The organism is Cellulomonas sp. P4_D11 (assembly GCF_056401915.1).
On the sequence record NZ_JBFUIK010000009.1, the window covers coordinates 57029 to 70341 of the forward strand.

At 72.9% G+C, this 13313-nt stretch carries 11 protein-coding genes; 2 read left to right on the forward strand and 9 right to left on the reverse strand.

From position 1 onward, the window contains the following. Nucleotides 1-24 precede the first annotated feature (24 nt). Nucleotides 25-897, forward strand: a complete 873-nt coding sequence (locus AC1DT4_RS07750; RefSeq protein WP_477089203.1) for a TetR/AcrR family transcriptional regulator — start codon at nt 25-27, stop codon at nt 895-897. Next, complete coding sequence (locus tag AC1DT4_RS07755; RefSeq protein WP_477089204.1) at nt 894-2966, forward strand: acyl-CoA dehydrogenase family protein; 2073 nt, start codon at nt 894-896, stop codon at nt 2964-2966. Before AC1DT4_RS07750 ends, AC1DT4_RS07755 begins: the two co-directional genes overlap by 4 nt. A gap of 113 nt (nt 2967-3079) precedes the next feature. Here AC1DT4_RS07755 and AC1DT4_RS07760 read toward each other — a convergent pair whose 3' ends face one another. The 9 genes from AC1DT4_RS07760 to AC1DT4_RS07800 all read right to left on the reverse strand — a co-directional run bounded on the left by AC1DT4_RS07760 (nt 3080) and on the right by AC1DT4_RS07800 (nt 13276). After that, a complete protein-coding gene (locus tag AC1DT4_RS07760; protein ID WP_477089205.1) occupies nt 3080-4102 on the reverse strand; it encodes a hypothetical protein in 1023 nt (340 codons plus the stop codon). A 39-nt stretch (nt 4103-4141) separates the two neighbouring features. Further along, the gene (locus tag AC1DT4_RS07765; protein WP_477089206.1) at nt 4142-4390 is read right to left on the reverse strand and encodes a LapA family protein; all 249 of its coding nucleotides are present in this window, start codon (nt 4388-4390) and stop codon (nt 4142-4144) included. Between the two features lie 82 nt (nt 4391-4472). Then, nucleotides 4473-5216 (reverse strand): DUF2599 domain-containing protein, encoded by a 744-nt coding sequence (locus AC1DT4_RS07770; protein ID WP_477089207.1) that lies wholly within the window; start codon nt 5214-5216, stop codon nt 4473-4475. Nucleotides 5217-5257: 41 nt separating this feature from the next. Further along, nucleotides 5258-6727 carry an alpha-amylase family glycosyl hydrolase gene (locus AC1DT4_RS07775; RefSeq protein WP_477089208.1) on the reverse strand — a complete coding sequence of 490 codons (1470 nt, stop codon included), beginning with the start codon at nt 6725-6727 and terminating at the stop codon, nt 5258-5260. Further along, a complete protein-coding gene (locus AC1DT4_RS07780; protein ID WP_477089209.1) occupies nt 6724-8532 on the reverse strand; it encodes a GH39 family glycosyl hydrolase in 1809 nt (602 codons plus the stop codon). The genes AC1DT4_RS07775 and AC1DT4_RS07780 overlap by 4 nt, the downstream gene beginning before the upstream one ends. Further along, entirely contained in the window at nt 8529-10079 is a 1551-nt protein-coding gene (locus AC1DT4_RS07785) for a glucoamylase family protein (RefSeq protein WP_477089210.1), read from the reverse strand. The genes AC1DT4_RS07780 and AC1DT4_RS07785 overlap by 4 nt, the downstream gene beginning before the upstream one ends. Nucleotides 10080-10090: 11 nt before the next feature. Next, nucleotides 10091-10987, reverse strand: coding sequence for a carbohydrate ABC transporter permease (locus tag AC1DT4_RS07790; protein ID WP_477089211.1), 897 nt, complete (start codon nt 10985-10987; stop codon nt 10091-10093). Next, entirely contained in the window at nt 10984-12000 is a 1017-nt protein-coding gene (locus AC1DT4_RS07795; protein WP_477089212.1) for a carbohydrate ABC transporter permease, read from the reverse strand. Before AC1DT4_RS07795 ends, AC1DT4_RS07790 begins: the two co-directional genes overlap by 4 nt. A 4-nt stretch (nt 12001-12004) precedes the next feature. Next, nucleotides 12005-13276: a sugar ABC transporter substrate-binding protein gene (locus AC1DT4_RS07800; RefSeq protein ID WP_477089213.1), complete on the reverse strand. Its 1272-nt coding sequence runs from the start codon at nt 13274-13276 to the stop codon at nt 12005-12007. Between the last annotated feature and the right edge of the window lie 37 nt (nt 13277-13313).

The following is a 13313-nucleotide window of genomic DNA, read 5'->3' on the forward strand; positions in this document are numbered from 1 at the left end:
ACAGTACCTGATACCTTCGGTCTCGTGAGCCCTGTCACGCCGGGCCCGTCGAAGGCGACGGCCCTCACCCTGCTGAACACCGAGGTCGGTCGTGCGCGACCGACCCTTCCCGCGCCCCCCGTCAGCCGCCGTCCTCCTCAGGATGCCTTCGCCGCCGACGGCCGGTCCACCCGCTGGGCCGACCACCGCGAGGCCCGTCGCGCCGAGCTGGTCCGCATCGCCCGCCGCACCGTGCACCACCGCGGACCCGACGTGTCGATGGAGGAGATCGCGGCCGCCGCGGGCACCTCGAAGTCGATCGTCTACCGCTACTTCGCGGACAAGACCGGCCTGCAGATCGCGGTCGCCGAGGCCGTCGTGCTCCAGATCCAGGGGGCGCTCGAGGGCGTCCTGCGGATCGCGCCGACCCCGCGGGACGGCCTGCGGGCCATGGTCGCGGTCTACCTCGAGATGATCGAGTCGTCGCCCAACGTCTACGCGTTCGTGACGCGCAACGGCTCGGTCGAGTCCGGCGGGCCGCTGGGCCACTTCCTCGACTCAGTGACCGCCCTCGTCGCCGCCCCGTTCGCCCGCGGCCTGACCGAGGAGCACGCGGACGGTCGGCGCACCGCGCGTCGGCCCGAGGGTTCCGACGACCACGACGACGACGCCCCGCTGCGGGCGCGGGTCGCGCTGGCCGAGTCCTGGGCCGCCGGCGCGGTGGGCTTCGTCCGCGGCTCCGGCGAGTGGTGGCTGGCCCACCGCGACGAGCCCGACAGCCCGGACCGCGAGGAGATCACCGCCCAGGTCGCCGCCTGGCTCTGGGCCGGACCCGTCGGGCTGCTCGCCCGTGACCGTCACCGCACCACCCCTGACCCCACCTCGGACCTGACGTACGCCCCGGAGGAGCCCCGATGACCACCACCACACCCCGCCCCACGGTCGAGGCGCCGGACTCCGGTGACCCGCGGCTCGACGCCGACGTCACCAACGTCGACATCGCGCACCTGCACAAGGTCCTGCTCGGGCACTACCCGGAGCTGCGTCTCGCGGCCCGCACCCTGATGGCGGACGAGCGGTTCCACCGGATCGAGGGCCAGACGCTCGCCGAGCACCGCGAGCGCGTCCTGGGCCAGCTCCGCCTGCTCGCAGCCGAGGGGGACGTGCACCGTTCGTTCCCTGAGCGCTTCGGCGGCGCCGAGGACCACGGCGGCTTCCTCGCCCGGTTCGAGGAGCTCACGCACGCGGACCCGTCGCTGCAGATCAAGTCGGGCGTGCAGTGGGGCCTGTTCGCCTCGGCCATCTACCACCTGGGCACCGAGCGCAACCACGACGAGCTCCTCGCCGACGCCCTCTCGGTCAAGGTCCCCGGCGCCTTCGCGATGACGGAGACGGGCCACGGCTCCGACGTCGCCGCCATCGGCACCACCGCGACGTACGACCCGGCCACGCAGGAGTTCGTCATCCACACGCCGTTCCGCGCGGCATGGAAGGACTACCTGGGCAACGCTGGCCAGCACGGCACGGCCGCGGCCGTCTTCGCCCGGTTGATCACGGCCGGGACCGACCACGGGGTGCACGCGTTCTACGTGCCCATCCGCGACGCCGACACCCTGGAGTTCCTGCCCGGAGTGGGCGGCGAGGACGACGGTCTCAAGGGCGGCCTCAACGGCATCGACAACGGGCGGCTCTGGTTCGACCACGTGCGGATCCCGCGGACCAACCTCCTCAACCGGTACGGCGACGTCGCCGAGGACGGCACCTACTCGTCGCCCATCGCGAGCCCGGGCCGCCGGTTCTTCACCATGCTCGGCACGCTGGTCCAGGGCCGCGTCTCGCTCGACGGGGCCGCCGTCACGGCCGCCCGCGTGGGCCTGACCATCGCGATCACGTACGGCAACCAGCGCCGGCAGTTCAACGCCGCGTCGCCGACGGACGAGGTCGTCATCCTCGACTACGCCGAGCACCAGCGCCGCCTGCTCCCGCTGCTGGCAGAGACGTACGCCGCCGGGTTCGCGCACGAGGACCTGCTCGCCGCGTTCGACGACGTCTTCTCGGGCCGCAACGACACCCCGGAGACCCGCGAGGACCTCGAGACGCTGGCGGCGGCCCTCAAGCCGGCGTCCACCTGGCACGCGCTGACCACCCTGCAGGTGGCGCGCGAGGCGTGCGGCGGCGCGGGCTTCCTCGCCGAGAACCGGCTCACCAGCCTGCGCGCCGACATGGACGTCTACGCGACGTTCGAGGGCGACAACACGGTCCTGCTGCAGCTCGTCGGCAAGCGCCTGCTCGCGGACTACGCCAAGGGCTTCAAGCACCTGGACGCGACGAAGGTCGCGCGCATGGTGGCCGAGCGCGCGTCCGACGCCGCCCGGTACCGCACGCCGCTGCACCGGGCGGTGCAGACGATCGCCGACGTGGGGGACCCCCGCCGCTCGGCCGGTCAGCTGCGCGAGACGTCGACCCAGCGCGAGCTGCTGGTCGACCGGGTCGAGACGATGGTCGCCGAGGTCGCGCAGGCGCTGCGCCCGGCCCAGAAAGCCGACCCGGCGACGGCCGCGGCGCTGTTCAACGCGCACCAGCACGAGCTGATCGAGGCGGCGCGCGCGCACGCCGAGCTGGTCCAGTGGGAGTCGTTCACCGCGGCCCTCGAGCGCGTGACGGACCCGGGCACCAAGCAGATCCTCACGTGGGTGCGCGACCTGTTCGGGCTCACGGTCGTCGAGCGGAACCTCACCTGGTACCTGCTCAACGGTCGCCTGTCCGCCGGCCGCGCCCGCACGGTGACGTCGTACATCGACCGGCTGCTGGCCCGGCTGCGCCCGCACGCGCAGAGCCTGGTCGACGCGTTCGGGTACGAGCAGGCCCACCTGCGCGCCCCGATCGCGTCCGGTGCCGAGCAGGCCCGGCAGGACGAGGCCCGGGCCTACTACCGGGCGCAGCGCGCATCCGGCGACGCCCCCGTCCCGGAGAAGCACAAGCGCTGACCCGCAGACCGCGCGCCCACACCCGGCGCGCTGACCGTCGGCCCACCCCCCGGAGCCGGACGGTGCTCGGCCCGTCTCCCCGCGTACCCCGCGGGAGGCGGGCCGAGCCACTTTCAGGGCGCGCGATGAGCCGGCTGGTGGGGCTCGGCCGCCGGGGTCGGCGTCGGGTTCACGCGCAGCAGCACGGCGAGGGCGGCGAGCGCGACGAGCCAGCCGTACAGGAGCCCCCACAGCGCGTTCGTCGGCAGGGTCGCGGCCAGCACGTTGAGCACGAGGCCGAGCGACCAGTCGTCGCCGGTGCCGACCACGTAGCCGAGCGCGGTGACCACCGGGCCGGCCGACGCGGCGAGCACCACCCCGAGCCAGGCGGCCAGGATGAACGCCGCCCGGCCCGGACCGAGGTCCACGGAGCGTGCCGCGAGCCGCGTGACGAGGGCGGCGACGACGCCGACGACCACCGTGGCCAGGACGTACGCGACGACCGGCGCGGCGCCGGGAGCCTCGAGGTAGTCGGTCGACGAGTTGGACAGGACGATCGACAGCAGCCTCGAGGGCGGCGCGCCGCGGTGCAGCAGTCCGACGAGCGCCCAGCCGACGCCGGCGGCGAACCCGGCGGCTACGGCCGCGGCCTGGGCCCGGGCGGGCTCGGGGGAGGGCAGGGTGGTCCCCGACCGGCGCAGGACGGCGACGACGACCAGGCCGACCACCCAGCCGACGAGCGCGCCCCAGTACGGCCCGGTCCACAGCGCGGACGGCAGGTCGTAGCCGATCACGGGGCTGGCCTGCACGAGCACGCCGCTGACCAGCTGGCCGGCGACCGACCCGAGCACGGTGGCGCACCAGCACGCGAGCACGACGGCGGCCCGGCCGGCCCCGCCCGTGCGGAGCGCGGTGAACGCCGCCGCGCCGGTGACGCCGCCGGCGACGAGCGTCCCGACGAGCCCGGCGAGCACCAGCCGCGGCACGCTCGTGTGGACGAGGGAGCCGCCGGTCGAGGGGACCAGGAGCTCGACCAGCGCACCGGAGCCGACGGTCGACCCCGACACGGTCGCGCGCACGACGCCGCTGAGCAGCCACCCGAGCGCCGCGACGAGGGCGGCTGCCCCGGCCGCGCGGAGCGTCGGGTTCCGGGGCATGCGCGGACCGTAGCAGCGGGCACGTCGGCGCCGCGAGGATCAGCCCTTGCGGCTCGCCCGCCGGGTCTTGGCGATCCAGCCGACGATCGCGCCCAGCACGAAGGTCACGGCGAGGATGACCCAGAGCGGCATCGCGAAGTGCGTGAACACGATGCTGAACTCGACCTCGTCGCGGTTCGCCGCGATGATGACGGCCGCGACGACGACGATGAGGATCGCGAGCCAGCGGCGCTTGAGGAACGCGGCGAACGCGCTCTCCTTCTGCGGGGTGGTCGCCTGTCCGGACATGCCGCACCTCCGTGCCGGGAGGAGCCCCTGCCCCTCGTCGCCCCCAGTGTTCCGGACGCCGGTCGGCCCGTCGGGGACGTCGTCACTCCGGGTTGCAGCGGTCCTTGATCATCTCGAGGGCGTCCACCTCGGGCCGCCACGGCTCGAGGTTCCAGGTCTCCTTGTCGGGGGCGCCCAGCTCGTGGCACTCGAGCTGGGCCTGCATCCCCGGGGCGTCGGCGTCGGGAGCCTGCGCGACGACCTGCGCCCAGAGACCCTCCTGCGCGGCGAGGCTGCCGGCGCGGGCCCAGCCGCTCGGGGTGACCGCCAGCGACGTCCCGCCCTCGGCCTGGCCCCAGGTGGCGCTGTCGACGACCACGGACGTGAACCAGGCGCCCGCGGGTCCGGCGTCGTCGGTGGTGAGCCGGACCACGTCGGGACCGACCTGCTCGAGGTGGACGCCCCACGGCTCGGTGGTCAGGCCGGCGACGAACGCGCCGGCGCCGTCGCGCACGACGCCCGAGCCGTCGGCGAGCGCCGTGATCGTCATGCCCTCCGGCGCCGCGAGCCGCGCTTCGCCGCCCGGCACGGTGAGGCGGGCGGAGCTGTCGACGTCCGGGGTCACGCCGAGGGCCGGCGCCGCGACGATCACGGTCACGAGCCCGGAGGTCAGCGGGACCCCGGTCGCCCGCACGACGGCCGGGTCGTCCGGGTTCACCGGGGGTGCCGCCGGCACGGTCGGGGTCGCGGTCGGGCGGGGGGAGGCGGGCGGCTCGGCGTGCCCGCTCGTGCAGCCGGCGAGCGCGAGCACGAGCAGTAGTGCCGCCAGTGCCCCCCGTGATGTCACCCTGCGAAAGTTACCGGTCCCTGACGTGCGCAGACACGTCTCTACGGGGTGACGATCTCTCGCAGCCAGACGCACTCCGACGGCGACACGACGGCGGGGTCGGCGCGCGGGTCGCTCCGGGCGACCACGGTCCCGCCGGTCAGCCGCGCGAGCGGCCACGGGCGCGACGACGCGTTGAGCACCACGACGGCCTCGCCGCGGCGGCCGACCAGCACCCCGCGCGGCGCGTCCTGCCAGACCAGGTCCTCCGACGTCCACAGCGCCGACCGGGCCGCCAGGGCCCGGTGCAGGACCGACCAGGTCGAGGTGGGGTCGGCCTCCTGCCGGTCGCGCGCGTACGCGCCCCACGACGGCGGCACCGGCAGCCACGGCGTGCCCGTGGTGAACCCGAGGCCGGGCCCCGAGGTCCAGGGCAGCGGCACCCGGGCACCGTCCCGGTTGGACAGCCGGCCGCCGGACCGCAGCGACTGCGGGTCCTGCCACGCCTCGGGCGGCACGACGGCGTCGGGCAGTCCCAGCTCGTCGCCGGCGTAGAGGTAGAACGCGCCGGGCAGCGCGAGCAGGAACAGGTGCAGGGCGAGCGCGCGCTGCGGGCCGAGGCGGGTGGCCACCCGGGCGATGTCATGGTTGCCCGCCACCCACGCGGGCAGGGCTCCGACGGCGCGGTGGGCGGCCAGCTGGGCGTCGACCGTCCTCCGCAGCGCCGCGGCCGACCACGGCGTCCGCAGGATGTCGAACGCGAAGGCCTGGCCCAGCTCGTCGGGCCGCGCGAACGCCGCCGTCCGGTCGGGCGGACCCCAGGCCTCGGCCACCGCGAGCACCGAGGGGCCGAGGACCCCGCGCCACGAGCGGTAGATCTCGTGCACCTCGGGCCGGTCCCAGTGGGGGTGCACGGCGTCCCGGCGAGCCTCGGCGTACAGCGGGTCCTTGGCCAGCCCGCCCGCGACGTCCACGCGGAACCCGTCCACCCCGCGCGCCAGCCAGAACCTCAGGGTCTCGGCGAAGTCCGCCTGCACGTCCGGGTGGGACCAGTTCAGGTCCGGCTGCTCAGGCGCGAACAGGTGCAGGTAGAACGACCCGTCCGGCAGGCGCGACCACGCGGACCCGCCGAACATGGACCGCCACCCCGTCGGCTCGGACCGCACGTGGAACAGCGCGCGCTCCGGACCGCCGGCCCGCGCCGCGACGAACCACGGGTGCTGGTCGGACACGTGGTTGGGCACCAGGTCCATGACCACGCCGAGCCCGCGCCCGTGAGCCGCGGCGACGAACGCGTCGAACGTCGCGAGGTCCCCGAACAGCGGGTCGATGTCGCGGTGGTCGGCCACGTCGTACCCGTGATCGGCCTGCGGCGAGCGGTACACGGGGGTCAGCCACACCGCGTCGACGCCCAGGCGGGCGACGGCGTCGAGACCGGCGGTCAGACCCGCCAGGTCACCGACGCCGTCGCCGTCCGCGTCCAGGAAGGACCGGACGTAGACCTGGTAGACGACCGCCGTGCGAGAGATCAAGCCGGCCGGACCAGCTCGACCAGCACGATCGACGGGCTCGGGAGCTCGACGATCAGGTCGGTCCCGTCCCACGGCCGCTCGGTCACCGCGAGCCGGTCCGCAGCCCGCAGCGCGGACCACTGCTCGTCGGTGGGCCAGTCGGCGCCGCCCGACATGGACGACCAGAGGGCCGCGATGTTCGAGTGGTCCGCGTCGACCCGCGACTCCCGGACGACCCACGGGCCGTCGGGCACCCCGTCGAGGACGAGACGCGCGGTGCGGGCGAGGTCCGCGGAGCCGTCGACCTTGGTCTGGTCGAGCGTGCCGTTCCAGAGCGCGATCGCGACCCTGCCGACGTCGTCCCCGTCCCGCGACGCCCACGCCTCGACCAGGCTGTCCGCGCCGTCGCCGGTGACGGTGGCCGCGACCTCGTCGCGGCCCAGCCGCTCGAGCAGCCACAGCGCCCACCAGCGGGGCTTGCGCAGCTCCCCGACCGTGCGCAGCCCGAACCCGCCGTGCAGCAGCCGCGGCGGGCGGCCGAGCTCCTCGAACTGGTCCGAGACCACCCAGTACGACAGGGCGTGGATCCGCCCCGCCGCGGAGCGCATCCCGCGCGCCAGGAAGGCCGCGGAGAACACGCCGTCGTTGGCGTTGCCGAAGTGCGTCGGGCTGACGCCCCACTCGGTCCACCAGATCTCGGCGTCCTCACGGCCGTGCCGCGCGAGCGTCGCCCGCAGGTCCAGCGGCGCGTTGCCGTACGTGTGGGTGGACACGAAGTCGACGGGTGCTCCCGACGAGGCGACGTGCTCGAGCAGCCCGTCGACCCAGCCCGCGGCGGCCGTGGAAGGGCCGCCGACGACCAGCTCGTCGTCGACCTCCCGCACCGCGCGGACCGTCACGTCGTAGAGCCGCCAGAACTCCTCGCGCGTGCCCGACCAGAACACCTCGAGGTTGGGCTCGTTCCAGACCTCGAACGACCAGCGCGACCGGACCTCGTCGAGCCCGTAGCGATCGACCAGGTGCTGGGTGAGCGCCGTGATCAACGACGCCCAACGCTCCCAGTCCTTCGGCGGGGACACGATCGCGGCGTAGTCGAACACCGTGACGCCGGGGTCGGACGCGAGGTCCCGGGGCATGTACGACAGCTCGACGACGGGCCGCAGGCCCAGCGCGAGCAGCGCGTCGTACGTCGCGTCGACGCCCGAGAAGTCGTGCACCGGCTCGCCGCCCACCTCGCGGTAGACGCCGAGGTCGTCGCACAGGATCGCGTGCGCCCGCACCGTCGCGACGCCGAGCTCGTCGTGCGCAGCGCGCAGCGCGCTCGTCAGGTCGGCCGCGATGCTCTGGCCGCCCACCGTCTCGTCGCTCAGCAGCAGGCTGAGGTGCTCCGAGCCGATCATGGGCCGCCAGGGCCGGGGCAGCTCGCGGACGACCTCGGACAGGTCGACCAGCACCTCGACCCCGGCCGGCTGGCCGGCCGGCAGCGAGGCCGCGACCACCTCGTCGCCCCCGGGGCCCGTGACGTCGACGTCGGTCACCGTGGCGACCGAGTACCGGTAGGGCACCCCGGGCTCGCCGGTGGTGTCCGCGTACGGCCCGTGCGGCACCGCGAGGACGTCGCCGCCCTGGTGGTCCAGCGGGACCCCGTCCCGGAGGACCTGGTAGCCGACGGCGCCGTCCACCGGGTCCCAGTGGAGGGTCACCTGGCCGACGCCCGGCGCCGCGTACACGCCCGACGGCGGGGCGAGCACCGGGATCTCCCCGGCGGCCACCGTGTCCGACCGACGCCCGATCCGGGCCTCCCAGTCCGTGCGCGCGCCGGTCACTTGATCACCCCCGCGCTGAACTCCTCCTGGCCGATGAGCGGTCGCAGGACCCTCTCCACGTCGCGCGTCCCGAACGAGCGGTGCAGCACGTCGTTCCCGAGCAGGTTGCCCACCGCGCCCAGGACCATGCCCTGGTCGAGCGAGAGGTAGCGCTTCGCCTGCGTGTTCGAGCGCACGGCGACGGAGTCGTAGAACCCCCCGGCCCCGTACGCGCCGAGCGTCGTCTCGATGTTGCGCAGGTTGTCGACGGCCTCACGGGGCGCGTACGGCAGCGCGAGGAACGAGGCGTGCGGGGTCACGACGCCGTCGCCGAAGGTCGGCGTCGGGTTGGTGGCCGGGCGGCAGCCGTCGTAGCCGGCGTCGACGTTGGTCGCCTCGCGGTCGGACGGGTAGCCCTCGGGGCTCATGCCGATGGCGTCGACGCCGTAGACGTTGTACTCCGCGAACGGGTCGCTGGCCGGCGAGAAGCCCCAGTACCCGTAGCCGGCTTCGTCGAGGCCGTGCTCGATCTGCGCACGGACGGCGAGCGGGTGGTTGACGCCCCAGCTCTTGGGCGCCCAGGTGGACTCGGGCACCAGCAGGTCGGGCATGAGCTCCTCGAACATGTCGCCGCCCCACGTCGGCACGATGTGCATGCCGCGGTAGGTGAAGGCGCCCTCGAACACGTCGATGCCCTCGTAGGTCCGCGTCACGCCGACCGGCCGCTGCTCGAGCCACGACCAGTCACAGCTGGCCGGGAACGTGCGGTTCGTCGCGAAGTAGTGCGCGGGCGGGATCTGGCCGCGCGCGATGCCGATGTAGCTGGCGATCCGCGGCTCGGAGTTGGTGATGTCGTAGTGGTTCTTGGTGAAGTACACCGGCGTCCCCGCCACCGTGCCCGGGTCGGTCTCCACGTTGGGCGGGTCGGCCCAGAAGCCGCCGCGCATCATGCCGGGCCTGGTGCCGCCGAACTGGTTCGCGTCGTAGAACGCTGCGAAGTTCATCGGGTCCAGCAGCACGTCGACCTGCTTGCGCAGCGACGGCTCGGCGGTGCGGACCACCATGAGCGCGGCCGCGAACCAGCCGTTGTCCACGGTCGACAGGAACGGGTACACCGTGTCGCCGCTGGGGAACGCGGTGAGCTTGGCGCCGGTGTGCTCGTCGTACCAGTTGTAGAACATCCCGCTCGGCTCGTGGCGCTCCATCGTCGCGAGCGTGGTCAGCGTCTGCTTCAGGCGCTGCTTGGCCTCGCGCTTGCCGATGATCCCGAGCTCCTCGGCCGACACCGTGGACCACATGTAGGCGCCGATGTTCGTCGGCGAGGTGTAGCCCGACCGGGTGGCGGGGTCGAGCGACGCCTCGATGTTGTCGGCCGGCAGCCCGGTGGTCTCGTCCGTCATGGCGACGAAGGAGGTCCAGGTGTCGTCGGCCCAGCGACGGAGGTCGGCCCGGTCGTGTTGGGTGAGGGCGCCGTCGTCGTGGTGGCGCCAGCCGGCGGACGCGGTCGTCGCGCCGGTGACCAGGAGTGCGGCGGCCGCTGCTGCAGCCGCGAGGGGTCGGAGTCTCATCAGTGAGCCCTTCATGATTTGAGGCCGGTGGTGGCCAGGCCCTGGACGAAGTGCTTCTGGAGCGCGAAGAACACGATCAGGATCGGGACGACGATGACCATGGCGCCGGCGAGGAGCAGGCCGTACTGGGTGGAGTTCTGCCCGACGCTCACCAGGGCGAGCGCGACGGGCAGCGTGTACATGTCCTCGGTGCTGGAGACCACCAGCGGCCACAGGAAGTTGTTCCAGGACCCGAGGAACGTGAGGATCGCGAGCGTGGCCAGCGCCGGCTTGCACAGCGGCATGACCACCCGAGCGAAGATCCGCAGCTCCCCGGCGCCGTCGACGCGCGCGGCGTCGATGAGCTCGTCGGGGATGCCCTGCATGAACTGCCGCATGAGGAACACGCCGAACGGCCCGGCCAGGAACGGCAGGATCAGCCCGAAGTAGGTGTTGACCAGGCCGAGGTTGCTGACCAGCACGAACAGCGGGACCAGCGTGACCATCCCGGGGATCATCAGCGTGGCCAGCACCAGGCGGAACAGCCACTTCCGGCCCCAGAAGTCGATCTTGGCGAACGCGTACCCGAGCATCGAGCAGAACACCAGGTTGCCCAGCGTCACGACGATCGCGACGACGGTCGAGTTGGTGAAGTACTGCGGGAAGTCGAGCACGGTGAACAGCTCGCGGAAGTTGTCGAGCGTCGGGTTGTGCGGGAACCAGGTGGGCGGGTTCGCGCGCAGCTCACCCTCGGTCATGAACGAGCCGAGCAGCATCCAGACGAACGGCGTGACGACGAGCACGAGGCCGATGCCGAGCACGACGTAGAGCCAGGGCCGGGCCTGCGGCTCGCCGATGTGCGAGCCCTCGGTGCCGCGCGGCTTGCCGTCGGGCGGCGTGCCGGGCTTCGCGATGGTGGCGGCGGTCATGCGGACGCACCTCCCGGGCGGCGGAACCAGCGGCGCTTCGAGCCGGTCGCGTCGTCGCGATCGCCCAGCACCCTGAACTGCACGATCGTGAGGACGACGACCGCGGCGAACAGCACGTAGCTCATGGCGGCCGCGACGCCGTAGTTGCCGAACCCGAACGTGTTGTAGACGAGGTAGGCGACCGAGAGCGTGCTGTTCAGCGGCCCGCCCTGGGTCATCACGAACGGCTCCTCGAAGAACTGCAGGAAGCCGATGCCGGTGATCACGCCCGCGAACAGCATGGTCGGGCGGATCGTCGGGATCGTGATCCGGCGCAGCCGCTGCCACGCGTTGGCGCCGTCCAGGGCCGCGGCCTCGTGCAGGGCCTTGGGCACCGACTGCAGCCCGGCCAGGAAGATCACGACGAGGGTGCCGAGCGAGCGCCACACGGACATGGCGATCAGGGACGGCATCGCCCACGTGGTGCTGCCCAACCAGTCCGGGCCGGTGATGCCGACCCAGCTGAGCACCTCGTTGACGAGGCCGTTCTCGGGCCGCAGCAGGAACCGCCACACGACCGCCACGGCCACGATCGACGTGACGACGGGCATGTAGTAGCCGATCCGGAAGAACCCCGACAGCTTGGTGATGCCGGTGTTCAGCGCGATCGCGATGGCGAGCGCCACGAGGATGGTCAGCGGGACGCCGACGACGACGAAGTACAGGGTGTTGAACGCGGCCTTCTGGAACGTCGGGTCGGTCAGCACGGTGGAGAAGTTCTCGAGGCCGACGAAGTTGACCGCGAAGGGGTTCTTCAGGTCGCGGCTCTTGATGTCGGTGACGCTCATGAAGAGCGACGAGAGCACCGGCCACGCGGTGAACACGAGGAACAGCAGCACGAACGGTGCGGCCATGCCCCACGCGGCGATGCTGCGCCGACGACGCAGGGGCGACGAGCGCCGGACCCGGGGGGCGGCCTGGTCGGCCGCCCCCGCGGGCACCACGCCCGGCCCGGAGGTCAGGGTCGTGGTCATGACGTCAGAGCCCCGTGCCGATCGACTCGGCCTGCTGCTGGATCGCCTTCGCGGCCTCGGCCGGGTCCATGCCCGACTTGCAGACCTTCTCCAGCTCGGTGTCGATGACGCTCGAGATCTGCTCCCACGTCGGGATCGACGGGGGCGCCATCGCGGTCGTCATCTGGTCGCCGAACACCTTGAGCGCCGGGTCGGAGGCAAGGTCGCCCGAGTCCCACGCGGACTGCACGGCGGGCAGGTCGCTCGTCGTCGTGTACCACTCCGCCTGGACGTCCGGCTGGCTCAGCCACTGCACGAACTTCCAGGCCGCGTCGCGGTTCTCGGAGCCCTTGAACACGGCGAGGTTGCTGCCGCCGATGAACGACGCCTGCTTGACGTCCTTGGGCATGGGCGCGAGGGTCACGCTGTCCATGAACCCCTCGCCGCCGGTGTCGTTGAGGATCCCGATGTGCCACGGGCCCGAGGAGAACGCGCCGATCTTGCCGGCGACGAAGTCGGGCTCCAGCGTCCCGTCGGGCAGCTCCTTGGGGGCCACGCCGTCGGTGAAGAACGACTGGTAGTACGTGAGCGCCTTGACGAACTCGGGGCTGTCGAACGTGAACTCGGTCTGGTCCGCGTTCATGATCTCCGCCCCGGCCTGCCACGCGAACGGCATGAACGTCTGCCAGGCGCCGGTCTGCCCGGGCTGCAGGTTGATGCCCCACTGCGCGCCCGCGGACTGCATGCCCTTGGACGTCGTCATGAGGTCGTCCCACGTGGCGGGGGTCGGGGAGACGCCGGCCTTCTCCGCGAGCGCGGTGTCCACGTAGATCACGCGCGTCTCGACGTACCACGGCACGGCGTACGAGGTGCCGCCGACCTCGGTGGAGCTCCACGCGCCGTCGAAGAACGTGGACTTGTCGACGACGTCCGGCGTCGGGTCGAGGCCCCCGCTGGTGGCGAACTCGCCCATCCAGGTGGTCCCGATCATCGAGACGTCCGGGGTCTCGTCGGCCGCGATGGCCGTGGCGATCTTGTCGTGGGCCGCGTCCCAGGGGATGGCCGTGACGTCGATGGTCACGTCCGGGTTCTCCTCGGTGAACTTCTTCGCGAACTCTCCCAGTGCCTGGCCCTCGGTCCCCATGGCCCAGACGGTGACGGTGCCGCTGACGTCGCCGGTGGCGACGGGTGCTGCACTGGCGTCCTCGGCGGCCGGGGTGTCGCTCCGGCCGCAGGCGGCCAGTGCGAACGTGGTGATGGCCAACGCGGCGACGCTGACGCGCGCGGATCTCCTCATGGCGGTTCCTCCTCGAACCTGGACAGCCCCTCGTGGG